This window comes from Pseudomonas massiliensis, from assembly GCF_000826105.1.
Lineage (GTDB): Bacteria > Pseudomonadota > Gammaproteobacteria > Pseudomonadales > Pseudomonadaceae > Aquipseudomonas > Aquipseudomonas massiliensis.
Map to the genome: position 1 here is coordinate 1,858,284 of NZ_CCYK01000007.1, position 20,130 is coordinate 1,878,413.

At 62.3% G+C, this 20,130-nt stretch carries 16 protein-coding genes; 12 read left to right on the forward strand and 4 right to left on the reverse strand.

The genetic code is table 11. The features are described 5' to 3' along the window. The first annotated feature begins 254 nt into the window (after positions 1 to 254). Both BN1188_RS22040 and BN1188_RS19255 read left to right on the forward strand, forming a co-directional pair. On the forward strand, positions 255 to 977 hold the full coding sequence (locus BN1188_RS22040) for a hypothetical protein (RefSeq protein ID WP_052469385.1): 723 nt from the start codon (positions 255 to 257) through the stop codon (positions 975 to 977). Then, entirely contained in the window at positions 970 to 1,623 is a 654-nt protein-coding gene (locus BN1188_RS19255) for an RES family NAD+ phosphorylase (RefSeq protein ID WP_040263196.1), read from the forward strand. Before BN1188_RS22040 ends, BN1188_RS19255 begins: the two co-directional genes overlap by 8 nt. Positions 1,624 to 1,696: 73 nt before the next feature. Here BN1188_RS19255 and BN1188_RS19260 read toward each other — a convergent pair whose 3' ends face one another. The 3 genes from BN1188_RS19260 to BN1188_RS19270 all read right to left on the reverse strand — a co-directional run bounded on the left by BN1188_RS19260 (position 1,697) and on the right by BN1188_RS19270 (position 4,089). After that, positions 1,697 to 2,389, reverse strand: coding sequence for a type 1 glutamine amidotransferase domain-containing protein (locus BN1188_RS19260; RefSeq protein WP_040263198.1), 693 nt, complete (start codon positions 2,387 to 2,389; stop codon positions 1,697 to 1,699). A 21-nt stretch (positions 2,390 to 2,410) separates the two neighbouring features. Beyond that, positions 2,411 to 3,517, reverse strand: a complete 1,107-nt coding sequence (locus BN1188_RS19265; protein ID WP_040263200.1) for an NADH:flavin oxidoreductase/NADH oxidase — start codon at positions 3,515 to 3,517, stop codon at positions 2,411 to 2,413. A gap of 71 nt (positions 3,518 to 3,588) precedes the next feature. Further along, complete coding sequence (locus tag BN1188_RS19270; protein ID WP_040263202.1) at positions 3,589 to 4,089, reverse strand: lactoylglutathione lyase family protein; 501 nt, start codon at positions 4,087 to 4,089, stop codon at positions 3,589 to 3,591. 87 nt (positions 4,090 to 4,176) lie between these two features. Here BN1188_RS19270 and BN1188_RS19275 point away from each other — a divergent pair, with 87 nt between their 5' ends. Together BN1188_RS19275 and BN1188_RS19280 are read left to right on the forward strand one after the other, a co-directional pair. After that, entirely contained in the window at positions 4,177 to 5,055 is an 879-nt protein-coding gene (locus tag BN1188_RS19275; RefSeq protein ID WP_232430944.1) for a LysR family transcriptional regulator, read from the forward strand. Positions 5,056 to 5,180: 125 nt separating this feature from the next. Then, positions 5,181 to 5,867 (forward strand): RibD family protein, encoded by a 687-nt coding sequence (locus BN1188_RS19280; RefSeq protein ID WP_040263204.1) that lies wholly within the window; start codon positions 5,181 to 5,183, stop codon positions 5,865 to 5,867. Positions 5,868 to 5,916: 49 nt separating this feature from the next. Here the strand turns inward: BN1188_RS19280 and lhpI are convergent, their stop codons facing one another. Further along, positions 5,917 to 6,846, reverse strand: a complete 930-nt coding sequence (lhpI, locus tag BN1188_RS19285) for a bifunctional Delta(1)-pyrroline-2-carboxylate/Delta(1)-piperideine-2-carboxylate reductase (RefSeq protein ID WP_040263206.1) — start codon at positions 6,844 to 6,846, stop codon at positions 5,917 to 5,919. 507 nt (positions 6,847 to 7,353) lie between these two features. Between lhpI and BN1188_RS19290 the strand changes: the two genes are divergently transcribed. The 8 genes from BN1188_RS19290 to BN1188_RS19325 all read left to right on the forward strand — a co-directional run bounded on the left by BN1188_RS19290 (position 7,354) and on the right by BN1188_RS19325 (position 20,083). Beyond that, positions 7,354 to 8,499: a transporter substrate-binding protein gene (locus tag BN1188_RS19290; RefSeq protein ID WP_040263208.1), complete on the forward strand. Its 1,146-nt coding sequence runs from the start codon at positions 7,354 to 7,356 to the stop codon at positions 8,497 to 8,499. Continuing rightward, entirely contained in the window at positions 8,496 to 9,080 is a 585-nt protein-coding gene (locus BN1188_RS19295) for an ANTAR domain-containing response regulator (protein WP_040263210.1), read from the forward strand. The genes BN1188_RS19290 and BN1188_RS19295 overlap by 4 nt, the downstream gene beginning before the upstream one ends. Then, positions 9,077 to 9,925 carry an ABC transporter permease gene (locus tag BN1188_RS19300; protein WP_040263212.1) on the forward strand — a complete coding sequence of 283 codons (849 nt, stop codon included), beginning with the start codon at positions 9,077 to 9,079 and terminating at the stop codon, positions 9,923 to 9,925. Before BN1188_RS19295 ends, BN1188_RS19300 begins: the two co-directional genes overlap by 4 nt. Further along, a complete protein-coding gene (locus BN1188_RS19305; RefSeq protein WP_040263214.1) occupies positions 9,925 to 10,851 on the forward strand; it encodes an ABC transporter permease in 927 nt (308 codons plus the stop codon). The genes BN1188_RS19300 and BN1188_RS19305 overlap by 1 nt, the downstream gene beginning before the upstream one ends. A gap of 25 nt (positions 10,852 to 10,876) precedes the next feature. Then, the gene (locus tag BN1188_RS19310; protein WP_040263216.1) at positions 10,877 to 12,484 is read left to right on the forward strand and encodes an ABC transporter substrate-binding protein; all 1,608 of its coding nucleotides are present in this window, start codon (positions 10,877 to 10,879) and stop codon (positions 12,482 to 12,484) included. A gap of 55 nt (positions 12,485 to 12,539) precedes the next feature. Beyond that, the gene (locus tag BN1188_RS19315; RefSeq protein WP_040263217.1) at positions 12,540 to 13,487 is read left to right on the forward strand and encodes an acetamidase/formamidase family protein; all 948 of its coding nucleotides are present in this window, start codon (positions 12,540 to 12,542) and stop codon (positions 13,485 to 13,487) included. Then, positions 13,487 to 15,229, forward strand: coding sequence for an ABC transporter ATP-binding protein (locus BN1188_RS19320; protein WP_040263219.1), 1,743 nt, complete (start codon positions 13,487 to 13,489; stop codon positions 15,227 to 15,229). The genes BN1188_RS19315 and BN1188_RS19320 overlap by 1 nt, the downstream gene beginning before the upstream one ends. Before the next feature lie 222 nt (positions 15,230 to 15,451). Then, a complete protein-coding gene (locus BN1188_RS19325) occupies positions 15,452 to 20,083 on the forward strand; it encodes an autotransporter domain-containing protein (protein WP_040263221.1) in 4,632 nt (1,543 codons plus the stop codon). The last annotated feature ends 47 nt before the right edge of the window (positions 20,084 to 20,130 follow it).

Here is a 20,130-nt window from a genome sequence, read left to right on the forward strand (position 1 = left end):
CGCGATCAGACGCTCTGTAGTCTCTAACTGGCCACTGACATGCTTCCGCATCTGCCGACTTCCGCATCTGCCGACGCGATCTGTGCCAGCGATGGCTGAGCCCGCTTGTCTTAAGCGCCTGCAGCCGTGCTGAGCCAACGGCTGGACTGTCTCGGCCAAAGCCAGGCGTCTTCTGCCCATTGCACCTACAGGCATGTAGGGTTAGATTGGTTCTCAAGCAGCCTGTCTAACCTAAATCACCCAAGGGGGTCGCCATGTCCAGTGCAGCCGAGAACATCACGATCCAGAGGGAGTCGCAGCCTGCCCACCGAGTCACGATTCAACTCGGGCGTGACGCAAAGCCGAACGCCTTGCAGGCAAATATTCCTCCCAGCGAATTTCCTACTGGGGTGAAAGACCGCTTTGTGGTGGATGTGAACGGCTTGACCGAAGAGTTGACCGATGCCTTCTTCGAGGGCATCGAGCTTATGAGCCAAGCGTTCGGCGCACAGCTCAAGCGGATGCCCGAGGCCAATATCGCTGGCTTGGTGTCGGTGCTCATTCCTGCCAAGCCGGCGCGCCCTACTCTGCTGCGTGAAGCGAAAATGCTCGCGAAGGGAAAGACCCGGATCCTGCAAAGCGGCGATTGGCTTACCGCTCAGGAGGTCGCCGAGGTAGCGGGTTTCAAGACGGTCAATTCCAGTGCTCAAACCAGCAAATGGAAGCGCTCCGATAGAATCTTCGCTCTGCGCCATGAGGGTGTCGACTATTTCCCGGTGTACGGGCTTGACCCATCGACCGGCTACAGGCCTCTCAAAGCGCTGGCGCCCATCATCCAGGTGCTGAAGTCTCGGAAGGATGATTGGGGCCTCGCGTTCTGGTTCGGCTCGACCAATTCCTATTTAGGCGGGCGGATGCCCAAAGACGTTCTCAAGGAAGATCCTGCATTGGTACTGGAGGCGGCCAAGGACGAGGTGTGCGGGGTCTTGCATGGCTGAGATGGGCTTGCAGGAGGCACCCTACCCAAGCGAGAACCTGCGCATACGCTTCACCACTATCGAGCCGGGGACGATATTTCATCGTTTCCATATGAGCCAGTACCCCGCCACGGTTTTCAATGGCACAGACAGAGGGCACGCGCGGTTCAGTCCTATCCGGAACCGCAACGGGGACATCATCCCTACCCTCTACGGGGCCGAAACCTTCGACTGCGCCGCGATGGAAACGATATTCCGGGATCTGGCCCATATCCCCTCCCCACGCCACATCGACATGAAGAAACTCGCGGGCTACAGGCACTCCCAGGTCCAGGTCAAAGCGCCGCTCACGCTTGTAGACCTCACGACAAAATCCCTGACGGCCCTGGGGCTTGTTCGTACCCAGCTGATCGACACCGACGGCAGTCATTATCCGTTCACCCGGAAATGGGCCGAGGCGATTCATGCATCGGCAGCCGAGGCCCAGGGGTTGACCTGGGTATCTCGGCAGGACGACACGGCAAGGGTAGCCGTTCTGTTCGGTGATCGTGTAGGCCCGCGCCATCTCGCTCCTCATGGGCCGAGCCTGGACCTGCTGGAAGACGACACGACGTTCAGCGCCTTGCTGGACCTACTGGACATTCTGGATGCCAGTGCGGAGTTCTAGAAAGAGCGATTCGCTTTACCGCATACCTTCAGAGAGGCCGACTTGCTCGGCCGAAAAGCACCGGAGCCAGAGGTCAGGCCTGTTCGGCGATGGCCTCCAGGGTCAGTTGCGCAACGCGTTCGCTGGACATTGGGTTCTGCCCAGTGACCAGGCGGCCATCACGTACCGCATAGGGCTCGAACTTCGCTGCGCCCTCGTAGAGGCCTCCCAGTTCACGCACGCGGGTTTCCAGCAGGAATGGCATCGCCGCGGTCAGGCCTGCCGCGTCTTCCTCCTCGTTACTGAAGGCGCTCACCCGGCGCCCAGCTATCAGCGGTTTGCCTTGGCCGTCGACCGCGCCTAGCAGCCCTGCCGGACCATGGCACACCGCCGCAATGACCTTGCCCTGCTCCCAGGCGTTTCCGAGCAAAGTCGCCAGCGTGCCGTTGTCGGGTAAGTCCCACATCGTGCCATGGCCGCCCGGCAGGAATATCGCGACGTAATTGGCACTATCGATCTGCGTCAGCGAGCGTGAAGCATTCAGCGCAGCCATCGCTTGCGCGTCTGCCAGGAATCGTTGCACGCTTGCCGCGCCATCCTCCTTGGAATGAGGGTCTACCGGGATCGGGCCGCCTTTGGGGGAGGCCAGATCAACGCCGAATCCGGCATCCAGGAAATGGTAGTACGGCGTGCTGAGTTCTTCGAACCACACACCGGTAGGACGATCGGAATCGCCCATCGTTGCCTGGGAGGTCAGCACCAGCAAGATCCGTTTGTCATCGCTCATGAATACAGCCTCGAATGCAGATTATTGTGGGCCAGCAGGCTGGTAGCGCTGCAGCCAGTGGGCATAAGGCGCGGGGAGCACCCAGGCCGGTTGTTCGACGCCGAGGGTTTTCGCGGCCTGGTAAGGCCAGTGCGGGTCTGCCAGATGGGCGCGGCCGACCATGACCAAGTCCAGTTGGCCGGCTTGCAAGGTTTGCTCGCACAGCTCTGGCAGATCTACGCCCCATGCCGTCGCAACGGGCAGCCCCGCTTCACGGCGCACGCGCTCGGCAATTGGTGCCAGGAATGCTGGCCCCCATGGGATATTGGCCTGAGGAGTGGTGAAATTCATGCTCACGCTGAGCATGTCCAGGCCGGCACTGCGCATGGCCTTGACCAGCGCAATGGACTCCACAAGGGTTTGCTCATCCTTGCCATCGAACTCGATCACCCCAAAGCGCGCCGTTAGCGGCAAATGGTCAGGCCATACCGCTCGCACCGCTTCGAGGGTTTCCAGCAGAAATCGCCCGCGGTTCTCCGCGCTTGCGCCATAGGCGTCGGTGCGCTGGTTGGCGTACGGCGAGAAGAAGCTTTGGGCCAGGTAACCATGGGCGAAGTGAAGTTCCAGCCACTCGAAACCGGCCTCGACGGCCCGACGCGCGGCGGCTACGAAGTCTTCACGTACTCGCTGGATGTCGGCGAGTGTCATCTCCCGAGGCACTTGCGGCAGGTTCGCACCAAAGGCTACGGCAGAGGGCGACAGGGTTTCCCATCCGCGCGGGTCGCCGGCGGCGATGTGGTCATCCCCTTCCCATGGGCGATTGGCGCTCGCCTTGCGCCCGGCGTGGCCGATCTGAATGCCTGGCACCGCGCCCCCGGCTTTGATCACAGCCGCCACCTTGGCCATGCCAGCAGCCTGTTCCTCGTTCCACAGGCCGGTGCAGCCTGGGGTGATGCGCCCTTCCGGCGACACTGCCGTTGCCTCGACGATGACCAGCCCTGCCCCACCCCGAGCCAGACCCGCATAATGGGCCAGGTGCCAGTCGTTGATCAGGCCGTCGTGAGCGCTGTATTGGCACATGGGTGGCACGGCGATACGGTTGCGCAGCGTAACGGACTTGAGGGAAAACGCGGAAAACAACTTGGACATGATGAACCTGTTCGAATGAAATCTGGATACACGCTTCGAGGGGCCTGGGCAGCCGCAGTCAGGCCGCCCGGTCAGCCCTGATAAGCGCCCGCCGAGTAGGTCAATTCATAGCTATGGCTGTAGATTTCCAGGATGTTGCCGAAAGGGTCCTCCATGTAGACCATGCGGTAAGGCTTTTCCCCCGGGAAGTATTCACGTACAGGCATGCGTTGCTTGCCACCGGCCGCGACTATCTTCGCCGCCAGCCCCTCGACATCCGGATCCTGTACGCAGAAATGAAACACGCCGGTTTTCCAGTATTCGAAGTTGTTGCTGGGTCGCTCGGCGTTACGGAATTCGAAGATTTCCACCCCTACCCGATCGCCCGTTGACAGATGGGCAATGCGGAACGACCCCCATCCCGCGCCGAATACGTCGGTGCACATCACGCCAATGGCGCTTTCGTCTTCGCTGATGGTGGTCGGTGGCATGATCAGGTACCAGCCCAGGACTTCGGTATAAAACCTGACCGCGCCGTCCAGGTCCGTGACCGACAGGCCAATATGAGAAAAGCTGCGAGGGTAGATAGGCACGATTCACCTCCAATAATCGGAAGCCAACCTTAGCGCCACTCAACTATAATGAGAATAACGACTCAGTTATGGTTTCAATAACATTTCATGATGATAAATCCCCAGTGGCTGCGCTCGTTCCTGACTGTCGCTGAGCTTGGAAACTTTACTCGCGCTGCTGAGCGGCTGGGGTTGACCCAGGCCGCTGTGAGTCAGCATCTCAAATACCTGGAAGAAGGGCTTGGCCCGCTCCTGATACGCCGAACCAGGCAGTTGGAGTTGACCCCTGCCGGTGCCGCGCTGATCGATTACGGCCAGGATATGGAGCGCGCCTCCCAAGCGTTGAAGGCACGCCTGTCAGGGGTTAACGACCAGCACGGTGAGATCAGTCTCATCACCCCCGGCAGCATCGGCCTGGCCGTTTACCCGCTGTTGCTCGATCACCAGCAGCGAAACCCTGGGCTTACCGTCCGGCATCGCTTCGCACCTGATAGCGAGGTCCTTGAAGCCGTCCTGAATAATGGTTACGAAATGGGATTGCTCACCTCCAGACCGGAAGATCCACGCCTGCGCGCCCATCCTTTCATGGATGAACCTCTGGAGCTGATCCTTCCGGCGAGGGTTGACTATGAGGGGTGGGAAACGCTGGTGAAGCTGGGTTTCATCGACCACCCCGACGGCGCTGGAATGGCGACACGTCTTTTGAGCCGTCGCTACCCCGGCCGCCCCGGGATTAGACAATTGTCAAAGCGGGGCTTCAGCAATCAGGTAGGCTTGATTCTGCAACCCGTGTCACGAGGGCTGGGCTTTACTGTTCTACCCCGCTTCGCTCGGCAAGCTTTTGCTGATCAGAGTGCCATTCAGGTTATCGAATGTGGCAGCCCCGTCGTCGATACCCTCTGGCTCATCCATCGAGCCGAATGGCCACTGGCCGCCCGAGCCCAGAAAGCGATCGAGCATGTTCGTGAGTGCCTGGGCGGCCGATAGCGCCTCGTGGGCGGTACAGCGGGCAATGGTCAAAGGTGTTGAGCACTAGAGCCGGGCATTGCTTGCTGAACCTGTCGCTCTGTCACCGGTCGGCTATAGGTCGCCCACTATCCGAGGAAACCACAATGCAGCCTTACGTCATCTGCCACATGATGTCCTCTCTGGACGGCCACGCCCTTACCGATGGCTGGGATCGCGCCTTCAAGAAGGCCGCGGACGAACGCTACGAAACCCTGGCGCAAACCTTCGACTTCGATGCCTGGGTCTGCGGCCGCGTGACCATGCAGGAAATCGCTCATGACGAGGGCTATCCCAAGGGGCTGGCCACGGGCCCTGTCGCGCGCACCCCTTATTTTGCCGACCGCGACGCCAAGCGTTATGCCATTTCCATCGATCCTCACGGCAAGGTGGGCTGGAAAACCAATCAAGCGCTGGATTCCCATGTGGTCGAGGTGCTCACCGAAGCGGTATCAGACGATTATCTGGCCTACCTGCAGTCCATACAGGTCTCCTACCTGTTCGCGGGCAAGGATGAAATCGACCTGGAACGGGTATTGAGCATTCTTGCCCAAGAGCTGGGCTGCAAGCGGCTGATCGTTGAAGGTGGGCCACACGTGAGCGGGTCATTCGTCAACGCGGGCCTGGTAGACGAGGTGAGCGTGGTGATCCTGCCCCTGATCGACGGCCGTGGTGAGCATCCAGCCTCGTTCGAAATTTCCGCCAGCGATTGGAAGCAACCCAGCCATCTAAAGCTGAGCATGGCCCAGGCACAGGACGATGGCTCGGTGTGGCTGCGCTATACCAAGGTCTAGTCAGCGGCCCGGTCGGCTGGCCGGGCCATAACCGAAGCTCGAGCAAGGATCAATTCGCGCTGAGCGCCGCCAGCGCCACCCGGGCTGCCGCCAGATCCCAGGCAGCGGTCCCGACGCTTTTGAATACGATCGGACGGGAGCGATCGACACCCTCCTTCAAGACATGCGCGAGGGATTTGACCTGGGCCCAAGCGACCCCGCCACGTAGCAGGTCGCCTGCTTCATGGCGCGCGCCCTCGGGCTCATCCGCATAGATGAGGCTGTCACCCAGGGTGACCCGGCCAATCTCGGCCATGTCGGGCTTGAAGGCCCCTACCCCGATCACCAGGCGACCCGGCTTCGCCAGTTCGTCATATACCGGTTCCGTACTGGTGGTCAGGGTGACGACCACGTCTACATTCGGAACAACCGCGGCTACCGGCTCGAGGTGGGGGTGCAGCTCGCGATGGCGCTCGCAGAAGTCGGTTGCTCCGCACAGATCGCGTCCGCGAACGAAGACCCTGGCATCCGGATAAACCGCATTGATGGCTTGTACGTGATAGCGCGATTGCACGCCAGTGCCGAACAGGAGCAACTGTTCAGGCGGCTGTTCCAGGAAAGTACGAATCGCCAGGAGCGTAACGGCTGCGGTACGGCGCCCCGTTACCTCGGGCCCGTCCAGCAGGCAAATGATGCTGCCGGTGGCCGCATCGCATACCGTTACGATGCCATTGATGGTAGGCAGTTGGCGTTGAATATTAGCGGGTTGCACGTTCACCAGTTTGTGAATGCCGATATCGCTGGCGGTAGCAGGCATGCTGAGCATGACGCCGCCATTGCCGAGGGGAACCACCCTGCGCTCTGGACTGGCAATAGCGCCCTCCTCCATTTCTCTGGCCGCTTGCGCTATCGCCTCGACCAGCCCTTTGAAATCCAGCAAGGCAGCGGTTTGGGCCTGGTTACAGAGAGCGACGGACGCTTGGCGGGATGGTTCAGGCATTGTTTGGCTCCTGGGTGCGATGGCGGTATGGCAATGTATCGAAAAAGGCTGTCGTTTACGTCCGCTTTCAGCAGTGGGCGATGCATTTCGCCAGGAATTTCACCAGGGAAGCCACCCACACTCCCGCTGTACTCAGTGCGATACACAGAGCAAGCCAAGGGAACCGTGCAAGGATCTGCGGGTGCGCTGCGGCGAAGCACCCAAGCGTTGTCAGCACCGTTGCGGTGCGCCCACTGCGTTTGGCCAAGGATTTACGCCCCCCTTTATCCCGCGGCGTTCCTGTTGACCAGACGGTTGTGCCTAGTGACTACGCGAGCCGTTCCCTCCTTTATCGACCTTGCCCGGATAGCCGCCTCGGTTGGCACATTTCTTTCATGATATTCCGGCAAACCCGCAAGCCGGCAGCCCTGCCCTAAGCCTTGCTACATATGCGCCCCTTGGCGCCAGGTACCGAAGCCTGATCCACCCTTCACCGGGTAGATCAGGCTTTTTTTTGGAATAGCGTTCATGGCAGATACCCCTTTCAGTGTCACTGTCGGCTTTCTGTTGTCCACCCAAGGCACCTATCGGCGGATGGGCCTCAGTGCGCTGCAAGGCCTGCAGGACGCGCTGGCGGAAGTCAATGCCGAGGCGCACCGCAGTACCCGGATTGAAGCCATTGTCGTTGACCCGCTAGGGAACCCGGCGGCTTACCGGGACGGGGTAGCCAGACTGTTGGCCGGCGAGGTGCGGCATGTGTTCGGGACCACGCTCTCGGCAAGCCGCAAGGAGATCATTCCCGACCTAGAGCAGCACGATGCTCTACTGTGGTACAGCAGCCCTTATGAAGGCTATGAGAGCAGCGAAAGCGTGCTCTACCTCGGCGGCTGTCCTAACCAGACCCTGCTGCCTTTGCTGGAATATGCGCTGGCCCGTTTCGGCCGGCGCGCCCTCCTGCTCGGCTCCAACTACGTGTGGGGTTGGGAAAGCAATCGCATCGCCCGTGAAATGCTCGAAGCCAAGGGCGGCCAGGTGCAAGGGGAAAAGTATTGGCACCTGGGCGCGACCGGCTTCGAATCGCTGGTTCAAGGGCTCATGCAGACGCCGCCCTCCTTCGTGTTGAACAACTTGGTGGGTGAATCATCCTACGCTTTTCTTCGCCAGCTGGATGACGCCTGTGCCGACCAAGGCTTGCGGCTGCCCATCCTTAGCTGCAATCTCACCGAGGCCGAGCTGGACGCCGTCGGCCCTATGCGGGCATTGCGCCTGCTCTCCTGCGGCCCCTTCTTCGAAGCGCTGGCGCCGGCCTTTTGCGCCCGTCAACAGCGCCATGGGCCCCGGCGATGTTCCCATTATTACGTGGGCGCCTATGCGGCCCTGCGGCTGTTCGCCGATGCCTTCCAAGCCTGCGGCGACCCTGGCCCAACGGCCATTCGCAACTACCTCTACAGCCACTCGATGCCTAGCGTGCTCGGGCCCCTGACCCTGTCATCGCGTAACCATCACAGTACCCTGGGCAGCCATATCGCCGAACTGCGCCAAGGCCATTTCGAAATCGTGCATTCGGCAGCGCAACCCGTTGTCGCCGACCCCTACCTGACCGTTACAGATCTACGTGCGGGCGTAGCCGACCGACACGTTCGCGGCGCGGCACATTTGAGGATCGTCAAATGAAAGCGAGAGCATTCCCACCGCTGGGACAAGGCCATGTGCTGTTGATCGATTGCGACGAGCGCAGCCAGGCCCAACTCGACAAGAGCCTGGCGCGCCTGGGCATCGATACCCGGATCCTGCGCGACGATAATGCCTGCGAAACCAAGCAGTGTTTCGCAGCCATCCTGGAAGTGGAACATTTCAACAGCCCGGGCGCGGTAGCGGAATTCAATGCCAAGGCCATCCCCCTTGTAGCGCTGACCGCCCATGAAACCCTGTCGCAGATCCAGCGTGCGCTGCAACTGGGCGCCACCGCGCTGCTCAACAAACCCATCAGCCAGGGTTCGGTGTACACCACCCTGATGATGGCGGTAGGGCTGCGCGACCGCCAGCGAACCGATGCCGAAGAGCTGGCCGCCCTGCACTATCGCCTGAGCCGGCGCCCACTTATGGCCCGGGCGCTCGCTCGGTTGATGGTCGATCAGCGTCTGGACGAAGCCACCGCCTACGAACGTCTGCGCACCCTCTCCATGCAGCTCAACCGCCCTATCGAAGCACTGTGCGAAGACATCCTGGCCACGCAACAGGAAGGCCAGGCATGAACACGCTTAAAGCGCTGCTGCGGCGGCCCCTAGTGGCTGTCGCCCTGGTCTTCATAGGGGCAGTGGTACTGCTGGCGGTACTGGCCCCCTGGCTGGCCCCTTTCAACCCCGATGAGCAGTTCGTCGAGGGACTGTCCCTGGAAGGTGCCCCGCTGTCACCCGCCACGCCTTACTGGATGGGCACCGACCTGCTCGGTCGCGACCTGCTCTCTCGTCTTATCTTCGGAGCGCGCACCTCGCTGTTCATCGGCGTGCTGGCCAATGGGCTGGCGGTGCTCATCGGTACCCTGGTGGGCCTGACCGCCGGTTTCGTCCGGGGATGGCTTGGCACCGCGCTGATGCGCCTCACGGATCTGATGATGGCCTTCCCCGCCTTGCTCCTGGCCATCGCCCTGTCGGCGATCTTCAAGCCCAGCGTATGGATAGTGGCATTGGTCATCGCCATGGTGAACTGGGTCCAGATCGCCCGGGTGATCCACGCCGAAACGGTTGCCCTGAGCGCCCGTGATTTCGTCGCGGTGGAGCGTACCCTGGGGGCCAGTTCCCTGCGGATTCTCTTCTCGCACCTGCTGCCGCATCTGCTGCCGACCATACTCGTATGGGCCACGCTGGGTATCTCCACCACTGTGCTGCTGGAGGCCACCCTCTCCTATCTGGGCGTCGGCGTACAGCCGCCCACGCCGAGCTGGGGAAACATCATCTTCGAGAGCCAGACCTACTTCACTTCGGCACCCTGGCTTGTCTTCATCCCGGGCGCGGCGATCATCCTGCTCTCCCTGGCCTTCAACCTGGTCGGCGACGCCCTGCGCGACGAGCTTGACCCTACCCTGCAGGGGCGTCGCTGATGCTGCCGTTCATTCTCCGCCGCGTAGGCTACGCCCTGCTCATTCTGCTGGGCGTTACCCTGATCACCTACCTCTTGCTGTTCCTGTTGCCCGCCGACCCGGCCCGACAGATCGCAGGCCGTAGCGCCACCCCTGAGGTAGTCACGGCGATCCGCGCCCAGCTGGGCCTCGACCAGCCGTTCTATCGGCAATACCTGGGCTACCTTGGCAATCTGCTGCATGGCGACCTTGGCCGCTCCTACATCCAGCGCACCGCCGTGAGCGAGCTCATAGGGGCGCGCCTGCGTCCTTCCCTGGAACTGATGGCCGCCGGCATCAGCTTTGAGCTGCTGATCGGCATCAGCCTTGGCGTGCTGGCGGCGCTCAAGCGGGACAGCTTTGCGGACAAGCTGCTGATGGGTTTTTCCTTCGTGGGTGTATCCGCACCCCAGTTCATTGCCGCGATGCTCTTTCTTTATTTCTTCGCCGTTCAGTTGGGCTGGTTTCCGCTCGGAGGCTATGGCGGCATCAACCATCTGATGCTCCCCGCGCTGACCCTCGGCTTGCTGGGCAGTGGCTGGTATTCGCGGATAGTCCGCTCGTCGATGATCGAGGTCTTGCACCAGGACTTCATCCGCACTGCCCGCGCCAAGGGCCTGAGCCGCGCGCGGGTCGTGCTGGTGCATGCGCTGCCCAACGCCATCGTGCCAGTAATTCCCATGATCGGCATCGACATCGGCGTGTTCATGGGCGGGCTGGTGGTGGTCGAGTCAGTGTTCGGCTGGCCCGGCATTGGCCAACTGGCCTGGCAGTCGATCCAGCAGGTGGATATTCCGGTCATCGTCGGCGTCACCACGCTGTCAGCGGTGGCCATCGTCCTGGGCAATCTGTTGGCGGACCTGGTGATCCCGCTGGTAGACCCACGCATCGACATCAAGCGTCACTGAACCTTTCAACACAACGGGGCAAACCATGAAGATCAAAGCGCTGACCCTGGCCGTGGCGGCCACGCTGTGTACGACGCCGTTATGGGCTGATACGCCCAAGAGTGGTGGCAATGTAGTTGTGACCTACCAGAACGACGTCGCTACACTGGACCCGGCCATCGGCTACGACTGGCAGAATTGGTCGATGATCAAAAGCCTGTTCGGGCGGCTGATGGACTACAAGCCGGGCACCACCGAACTGGTCAAAAGCCTGGCCGAAGACTATAGCGTGTCGGCCGACGGCACCGTGTATAGCTTCACCTTGCTCAAGGGCGTGAAATTCCAGAATGGGCGCGAGCTGGTGGCCAGCGACGTCAAGTACTCCCTGGAGCGTACCGTCAATCCCAAGACCCAGAGCCCAGGCGCCGGCTTCTTCAGCACCATCGTGGGTTATGACGACGTCAGCAGCGGCAAGAGCCAGACGCTGAGCGGGATCAAGGTCGTCGACGATCATCACCTGACCATCAGCCTCAGCGCGCCGAATGCCACCTTCTTGCATCTGATGGCCCTCAACTTCGCCTCGGTAGTGCCCAGGGAAGCGGTGGAAAAGTGGGGTGCCGACTTCGGCAAGCATCCGGTGGGCAGTGGCGCTTTCAGCCTGGCGAACTGGCAGCTCGGCCAGAAGCTGGAGCTGGTGAAGAATCCCGACTATTTCCAGAAGGGGCTGCCGTATGTGGACAAGATCACCTTCGAGATCGGTCAGGACCCTACCGTGTCGCTCCTGCGTCTACAAAAGGGCGAGGTGGACATCGCCGGCGACGGGGTGCCGCCCGCGCAGTTCCTCCAGTTCAAGAACGACGCGGCCGCCAAGGCCTTGATGGTTACCGGCAACCAGTTGCAAACCGGGTACGTCACTCTGAAAACCACACTGCCACCGTTCGACAACCTGAAGGTGCGCCAGGCCGTGAACATGGCCATCAGCAAGGAACGCATCGTGCGTATCATCAATGGTCGGGCCATCCCCGCCAATCAGCCGCTGCCGCCAGCCATGCCCGGCTATGACCCGCAATTCAAGGGCCTGCCCTACGATGTGGACGGGGCGAAGAAGCTGCTGGCCGAGGCTGGGTTCGCCAAGGGCTTCGACACCGAGCTGTATGTCATGAACACAGACCCACAACCGCGGATCGCCCAGTCGATCCAACAGGACCTGGCCAAGGTGGGCATCCGGGCGCAGATCAAATCGCTGGCGCAAGCCAACGTGATCGCCGCTGGCAGCGCCAGGGACCAGGCGCCCATGGTCTGGTCCGGGGGCATGGCCTGGATCGCCGACTTCCCTGATCCGTCCAACTTCTACGGCCCTATCCTTGGCTGCAGCGGCGCGGTGGAAGGCGGCTGGAACTGGGCACTGTACTGCAACAAGGCGCTGGATGAGCGCGCGGCCAAGGCCGATGCCATGGCGGCCCCCGGGCAGGAGGCCGAACGCACCGAAGCCTGGAAGAAAATCTTCACCGACGTGATGGCCGACGCCCCTTGGATACCGGTCTTCAACGAGCAACGTTTCACCGTGCGCTCCCAGCGCCTGGGCGGCGCCGACGACCTTTACGTGGACCCGGTGCATGTACCGGTGAACTACGACTACATCTGGGTGAAATGACATAAGCGGTGGCTCGTGTCACGAGCCATCGTCGCCATCGCAAGAGGATACTGCCATGTGCCAGAACTGCCTGGTCAAGACCATCCACAGCGTCAACAGCCACTTCGGCTGGGACAACAGCCTAACCCCGGTGGAACGCGTCGCACCGGGGAGCGTCCTGCAAATGAACTGCAGGGATTCTTCCAACGGCTACTTCACGGCTCAGTCTCAGGTGGCGGACGTGGTCACGATGCCTTTCGACCAGATCAACCCCGTGACCGGGCCGGTCTACGTCGAGGGCGCCCAGCCAGGTGACATCCTCAAGATCACGCTCGATAGTTTCAAGCCGGGCGGTTTTGGCTGGACAGCCAACATCCCCGGCTTCGGCCTGCTGGCCGATCAATTCACTAACCCCGCCCTGGCGCTCTGGCAGTATGACACCCAGACCCTGGCGCCAGCCGCCTTCGGGCAATTCGCCAAGGTGCCGCTCAAGCCGTTCGCCGGCACCGTCGGGGTGGCACCGGCCCAGGCTGGCTCGCATTCGGTCGTGCCGCCGCGACGTGTGGGTGGCAACCTGGACATCCGCGACCTGGCGGCGGGCAGCGTGCTGTATCTCCCGGTCGAGGTGGAAGGCGCCCTGTTTTCCATTGGCGACACCCATGCCGCCCAGGGTGATGGCGAAGTCTGCGGCACGGCCATCGAAAGCGCCATGGACGTCGTGGTGAAACTCGATCTGATCAAGCAGACCCCCCTGGCCACGCCACGCTTCAGCACGCCTGGCCCGGTTACCCGCCACCTGGACAGCGCTGGCTACGAGGCATTCACCGGCATCGGGCCCGACCTGATGCAGGCCGCCCGCCAGGCGGTCGCCAATACCGTGGACTGGTTGTGCCGTGAACAGGGAATGCCCGCCGAGCAGGCGTACATGCTGTGTTCCGTGTGTGGCGATCTGCGCATCAGCGAAATCGTCGACCTGCCCAACTGGGTGGTGTCGTTCTACTTCCCCAAAGTGGTGTTCAACTGATGGCCGAACCCTTGCCCAGCTTGTCCGTCGAGCATCTGAGCATCGAGGTGGGTGCCGGGGCGGCCCACAAGGTAGTGGTCGAGGACCTGAGCTTCGCGCTCTATCCCGGACGCACCCTGTGCATCGCCGGGGAATCCGGCAGCGGTAAGTCGCTGTCGTCCTTGGCAATCATGGGGCTGTTGCCCAAGGGTGTGAAGGCCAGCGCTGGGGCGATCCGGTTCGATGGCCAGGATCTGCTTCGCCTACCCGAGCCTGATCTGCGGGCATTGCGCGGCAAGCGCATCGGGATGATCTTCCAGGAACCGATGACCTCACTGAACCCATTGCTCACCGTGGGGCAACAGTTGGCGGAAACCTTGCGCCGCCACGAAGCCCTGGGGCGCTCGCAAGCCCGCCTGCGCTGCCGCGAGATGCTCGAGGCCGTGCGCATGCCCCAGGCGGAGAAACGGCTGGCCCAGTATCCCCACGAACTATCCGGTGGCATGCGCCAGCGGGTGATGATCGCCATGGCCATGCTCTGCCAGCCCCAGCTACTGATCGCCGACGAGCCGACCACGGCGCTGGACGTCACCATCCAGGCGCAGATCCTGGAGCTGATGCGTGAATTGCAGCAGCAGTTCAGGACCAGCCTGCTGTTGATCACCCACGACATGGGGGTGGTCGCGGAAATGGCCGATGAAGTGGTGGTGATGAACCAGGGCCGCATGGAAGAACGCGGCAGCCTGCAGCAAGTGTTCACAATGCCCCAGGCCGCCTATACACGGAAATTGATGGCCGCCGTGCCCGTCCTGGGTACCGCGGCGCCCTTGGAGACGCTGAGCGAACAGCCTGTTGTGCTGGCGGTGCAAGACCTGAGCGTGCGTTTCGCCTTGCGTCGTGGCTGGTTCGAGCGCCCTCGCGCTGTTCACGCGGTGGAGGGTGTGAGCTTCGAGCTGCGCCACGGTGAGACCCTGGGGTTGGTCGGTGAAAGTGGCTGCGGCAAATCCACCACGGGCAAGGCCATCATGAACATGCTCGCGTACCAGGGCAGCGTCCGCCTTCATGGGCAGGAACTCAACGGCCTGCACGGCGACGCCTTGCAGCGGGTACGCCGGGACATCCAGATGGTATTCCAGGATCCCTACGCGGCCCTCAACCCGCGCAAGACGGTGTTCGATCTGGTAGGCGAGCCATTGCTGATCCATGACCGCCTGGCCGAACCCGAACGCCGCGCGCGAGTAGCCCGACTGCTAGAGCAGGTGGACCTGCCCGTCGTTGCCATGGAGCGCTACCCGCATCAGTTTTCCGGTGGCCAACGGCAACGTCTGTGCATCGCCCGTGCCCTTGCTTTGAACCCCAAGGTCATCATCGCCGACGAATCGGTCTCGGCCCTGGATGTCTCGGTACAGGCCCAGGTGCTGGACCTGCTCGAACGGCTACGCACTGAGCATGGCCTGAGCTATCTGTTCATTTCCCATGACATGGCGGTAGTGGAGCGGATCTGTCATCGGGTGGCAGTGATGTATGCAGGCAGGATCGTCGAGATCGGCGCGCGCGACCAGGTGCTGCACAACCCCCAGCATCCCTATACGCGCCGGCTCCTGGCTGCGGTTCCGCTCCCGCAACTGGGCAAGCGACGAGACTTCAAGGGCCTGCTCAAGGACTTCATGCCGCCCAACCCCATCAAGGAGGCTGGCTTCACCCCTCCACCACAGCGCTACGCGCCCGTGGGCGTGGACCACTGGGTGGCGATAGAAGCCTGAGCCGCCCGGGCAGGATGCACAAGCGCAGAGACCAGCGCTTGCGCGGCCTATGCAGCTTAGGAACTCCCCCGTGAGCGATTGCATGGCCCCGCGGAAGCCAGCCCCGCCTGCTGTTGGCCTGACGTTTCGTCGGAATCGCCTGCCTTCAGAACCTTTCCGTTTTGACACACTTCAGGCCCGCGCCTATACCCAGGCAACCTCCACCTCGCAGGGTAGCCTCAAATGGACTCAAGCAACCCTGGTCAGTCTCGGCAGTCGACCGCACAGCATACCCCTTCGACCTTTCGTAACCGCTTCGACACTCAGCCTCATAGGCTGAGCCTGGCCATCGTGCTTGCCTTGGGCACTTTGACAGCAGCCACGGCAAGCCTCGGGGCCGGCAGTTGCACAGGCAGCGGCACCACCGTGATCAATGGAGCGCAAAGCCAGGGTTGCCGGCTCGGCCATGGCGCCAGCCTCAACGTCACGGCGACCGGGGCGATCGAGCCCGCAGCCGAACCGGCGGTGAGCGTGCAAGGCGTCACCGCCCGCCGTATCGTCAATCAGGGTGTGCTGGCTGGCGTCGAGCTAGGAGTGTCGATTGTCCAGGGCGCGCTCAGCGCAGGGCTGAACAATGCCCTGGGCGCGACCATCAGCGGCGCATCCTCGGCCGTGCTCATCGAAAACAGCCGAGTGGACGGGGGCCTGCGCAACGCAGGCACCCTCAATGGCTCATTGACCCTCCGGGACAGCCACTTGACGGGCGGGTTGGACAACGCTGGCAGTATCGCTGCCAGCCAGGATCATGCCATAGGGCTGTTCGAAAGTACTCTCACCGGCAACCTCAGGAACAGTGCCTCGCTTTCAGCGGCTTCGGCCATACGCCTGGACGGTTCACGCCTCGAAGGCTCACTGATCAATGCCGGCAACCTGTCTGGCGGCAGTTACCCGCTGTTCATCAGCGGCGGCACGGTGATTACCGGTGACCTGGTCAATACCGGCACCCTCTGGGGCGATACACGCATCGTGGACAGTGTCATAGAGGGGGCATTCATCAATAGCAGTGGCGGCGTGTTGCGTAACAACCCCACAGCCCTGACCATCTGGAATTCCACCATAGCCGGGGGTTTCATCAACCAGGGCACGATCAATACAGGCTCCGGCATTACGCTGGATAACGACGTGCTGGGCGGTTTCGTCAATACCGGTACCCTGTACGTCAGCAGCGGCGACCTCGCCATTCGCGCCACCACCATCAAGGGTAACCTGGTGAACAGCGGAAGCATTGCGTCGTCCGAAGTGGGCTTCGGTGCCATTTCCTTATACAACGGCGTGGTCACCGGCAATGTGGTGAACAGCGGCAGCCTGGATGCCGGCTACTTCGGTAGCGCCATCCGGGTCTGGCAAGGCCAGCGCGTACAAGGCGATGTGGTCAACGCCGGTGAAATCATCGGCTATACCGGGTTCGACCTGGCCGATGCCCAGGTAGACGGCGGCCTCTACAACACTGGCCGGCTCGATGGCCTGAATCGCGACGCCTTTCTGGAAGGTGTAGGGGTGTCCGTCGTAAACAGCACCCTTGGCGGCGACCTCTCCAACAGCGGCACACTCAAGGGCCGCGCGCAGGCGGTGACGGTGAGAGGCTCGAGCATCCGCGGCAATGTCGTGAATAGCGGCGCCATGCTTTCGGCCAGAACAACCATAGCCCTGGAGAGCAGCAGCCTGGGAGGCAGCCTGTTCAACAGTGGAACCCTTGGCGTGGACCCGGATCTGCGCGACGATATCCCGGACCCCACCACCAGCGCCATCACCTTACGCCAGTCCAGTGCCAGGAACCTGCTCAACAGCGGCACCATCAGGGGCAAGCTCTGGGGGCTTAACCTGGAGCAGAGTCAGCTGAGCGGCCGCATCACCAACGCGGCCGACGCTTTTCTTTCAGGTACCGCGGGCGCAATCCGCTTGCTCGATAGCCATGTGGACGGCGGCATCGTCAATGAGGGGTCGCTCAGCGGGGAAACCCTCGTACTGATCGAAAACAGCACCCTGGGGGGCTTGCGCAACAGTGCCGACCTGCAGCTTGCAGAGGCAGGATTCAGTTTCCAGGGCAGTACGGTCAATGGCGATATCCGCAATGTGGGTGATCTTGCCGGCGGCTATACCGCCATGCTTGTGGACAGCACAGCGGTCAACGGCTCGCTACGCAACGCCGGGCGCATCGATGCCGGCAGCTACGCGCTCCTGATACAGAACGCTTCGCGCATAAGCGGCGATATCGTCAACACCGGCTCGCTCTATGGCTATACCCAGATCAGTGGCAGCACCGTCGCAGGCGCGCTGATCAACACCGGCACTGGCATTGTGCAGGGGAATCCGGATGGTTTCGGCATCTTCTACAGCACCTTGGAAGGCGGCATCATCAACCGCGGGAGAATTCACTCCGGCGAAGGGATCTCCATTCGCGGCAGCGTGCTGGGCGGCATCTTCAACAGTGGTGAAATGGATGTCAGCTCCGGTGCCCTTTACATTGGTGGCACGCAGATTCGCGGCGACATCCTCAACAGCGGCGTGCTGGGCAACGACAGCGACGGCTATGGTGGCGTGGTCCTTACCCAAGGCAGCCTGACTGGAAACTTCGACAATCGCGGCGAGCTGCGCGGTGGATACCAGGGCACCGCATTGCAGATCCTCGATAATGAGCAGGTATCAGGCAGCCTGCTCAACAGCGGATGGATCTGGGGGGGCCAAGGCATTCTCTTAGACCGCGCCACGGTCGTTGGGGACCTGCGTAACGAGGGGACCATCACCGGTTTCAACGCCATCTGGCAGGATCAGGGCGCCGCGGTGCAGCTCGAGCAGGCGACTTTGGCTGGCAACCTGCGCAACAGCGGCACGATGACCGGCGTCACCTATGGCTTGAGGCTGAGCGGCACAAACCTCGGGGGCAGCCTGATCAACAGCGGCCGCATCGCTTCGGCCGATGCGGCCCTGGTGGTTGAAAACAGCACCATCGCTGGTCATTTGAAAAACGCCGGCTACATTGGCGTCGACAGCAGCATTTCCCCAGACTTCATCAAGGCCCAGAGCAATGGCCTGCTGATCAGGGGCTCCACGGTCGAGGGCCTGGTGTCCAACAGCGGTCAGGTGATGGGCAACCGCGTGGGGCTGCGCGTGACCGACAGCACGCTAAAGCACGATCTGATCAACACGGGGACGTTGTCCGGACGTAACTACTCGCTCTACGTGGACGCGACCAGTACCCTCGCCAATCTGTACATTGGCGGCAATGACAGCGCCCGCTTCGATGGCGCGGTCTACGCCCCCAATACTGTCGCCACACTTTACCGCGATGCGACCTATACCCTGACCGCCCAGGACCAGTGGACCCTGGACAGCTTCGTCAACCGCGGCACCTTGAACCTGGCCGCGCCTTCAGCCCGGGCTGCCGCGCCGGCCACCATCAATGGAGACTATAATCAGCGCAGCGGGGCAGTGTTACGGACACAGGTGCTGGACCAGACCCACTACGGCAAATTGATAGTCACCGGCACGGCTACCCTGCCTAGTGATGCCCGCATCGATGTAGACGTTGCCAACGCCAGTCAGCCGTTCAATGTCAGCCAACTGGCCGATGTTCTGAGCGCTGGCACGCTCAAGTCAGACGGCAGCTTCGCCGTCACCGGCAACTCGGCTCTGTTCGATTTCGGCGCCATCAAGGATGGCAACACCGTGGACCTCACCCTGTCGGCCAAATCCGCCACGGGCGTGAGCCGGACGGCGACCGAGGCCGGCCTGGAACAGGCTGCGGGGCTGGCTCGGGCACTGGACGCGGAACTCGCCAAGGGGACGGCCAGCCCACTGACGCCCTATTTCGTCTCGGCGACCAGCGAAGCGCAAGTGGCCAACGCCTTGACTCAGGCACTGCCCATTGGCAACGCCAGTCTGCGCGCCAGCCAGGCGGCCCTGGGTGAAATCAATCAGGCCCTGCAGGACCGTCTGCTGCCTGCTTCCACCCAAGGCGTGAATCCGCGCCCGTCCGCCAATCTCTGGGCCAGGCCTTTCACCCGTGCGGCCAGCGGCGGGCACGGCAGCAGCGGCAACAACGGCCAAGTCATTGGGCTCGATAGCCAATTGGGGCCTGGGCGCCGTCTGGGGGTGGCTTTCGCTTATGCGAATGGCGATACCCAGGGCGATGCGCTCGGCGGCGCGCGGGACAGCCACCTTGGCCTCTGGCAGTTCAGCGGCTACAGCGCCTATACGCTCGCGCCTGATACCGAGCTGATGCTTTACGCGGGTGCCGGCCAGGGTACGGTCCAGGGCGCGCGCGGCCTGACGCTGGGTGGCGCCAGCGGCAAGGCCCGCGCCGATTACGACAGCCTGGTGGCCACCTTTGGCGCCAGCCTGGGGCATGCCTACGCCTTTAGCGACAGTACCCGCCTGACGCCGTCGCTGCGCCTGGATTACAACCATATCCGCGAAGAGGGCTATCGCGAGCAAGGCAATAGCGCAATCGCCCCGCTACTGCTGGCAGTGGATGCCCGCCAGACCGACCAGCTCATCGCCGGCCTGGACGGCCGGCTGGAGCATCGCTTCGCGGATGCGCTGGGCGGCGCGGGCAGTCGGCTGCAACTGAGCCTTGGCGTCGGCTATGACCTGATCAACGACCCAGGCAGTGTCACCGCCCGCTTCGCCAGCGTACCCGGGCAGCGATTCGAAGCCCGGGCCGGCGACCCAAGCCCTTGGCTGGCCCGAGGCGCACTGAGCCTGGTCACTCCGCTCACCGCCAACGGCGCCGAGCTGTCGGTAAACTATAGTGCCCAGAGCCGCAGCGACTACGACGACGCCGCGGCGACAGTCAAGGTCGTCGCACCCTTCTGATACTCCGTGGAAGGCGGTGCTGGCAGCCCAATGCGCGAGGGAGCGAT

Bases quoted from the DNA above. Each gene is read 5' to 3' on its own strand.
- BN1188_RS19275 (WP_232430944.1), top strand. From the start codon at position 4,177: ATGATGATAAATCCCCAGTGGCTGCGCTCGTTCCTGACTGTCGCTGAG.
- BN1188_RS19260 (WP_040263198.1), bottom strand. From the start codon at position 2,389: ATGAGCGATGACAAACGGATCTTGCTGGTGCTGACCTCCCAGGCAACG.
- BN1188_RS19295 (WP_040263210.1), top strand. From the start codon at position 8,496: ATGAAAGCGAGAGCATTCCCACCGCTGGGACAAGGCCATGTGCTGTTG.
- BN1188_RS19310 (WP_040263216.1), top strand. From the start codon at position 10,877: ATGAAGATCAAAGCGCTGACCCTGGCCGTGGCGGCCACGCTGTGTACG.
- BN1188_RS19300 (WP_040263212.1), top strand. From the start codon at position 9,077: ATGAACACGCTTAAAGCGCTGCTGCGGCGGCCCCTAGTGGCTGTCGCC.
- BN1188_RS22040 (WP_052469385.1), top strand. From the start codon at position 255: ATGTCCAGTGCAGCCGAGAACATCACGATCCAGAGGGAGTCGCAGCCT.
- BN1188_RS19305 (WP_040263214.1), top strand. From the start codon at position 9,925: ATGCTGCCGTTCATTCTCCGCCGCGTAGGCTACGCCCTGCTCATTCTG.
- BN1188_RS19255 (WP_040263196.1), top strand. From the start codon at position 970: ATGGCTGAGATGGGCTTGCAGGAGGCACCCTACCCAAGCGAGAACCTG.
- BN1188_RS19265 (WP_040263200.1), bottom strand. From the start codon at position 3,517: ATGTCCAAGTTGTTTTCCGCGTTTTCCCTCAAGTCCGTTACGCTGCGC.
- BN1188_RS19325 (WP_040263221.1), top strand. From the start codon at position 15,452: ATGGACTCAAGCAACCCTGGTCAGTCTCGGCAGTCGACCGCACAGCAT.
- lhpI (WP_040263206.1), bottom strand. From the start codon at position 6,846: ATGCCTGAACCATCCCGCCAAGCGTCCGTCGCTCTCTGTAACCAGGCC.
- BN1188_RS19315 (WP_040263217.1), top strand. From the start codon at position 12,540: ATGTGCCAGAACTGCCTGGTCAAGACCATCCACAGCGTCAACAGCCAC.
- BN1188_RS19290 (WP_040263208.1), top strand. From the start codon at position 7,354: ATGGCAGATACCCCTTTCAGTGTCACTGTCGGCTTTCTGTTGTCCACC.
- BN1188_RS19280 (WP_040263204.1), top strand. From the start codon at position 5,181: ATGCAGCCTTACGTCATCTGCCACATGATGTCCTCTCTGGACGGCCAC.
- BN1188_RS19320 (WP_040263219.1), top strand. From the start codon at position 13,487: ATGGCCGAACCCTTGCCCAGCTTGTCCGTCGAGCATCTGAGCATCGAG.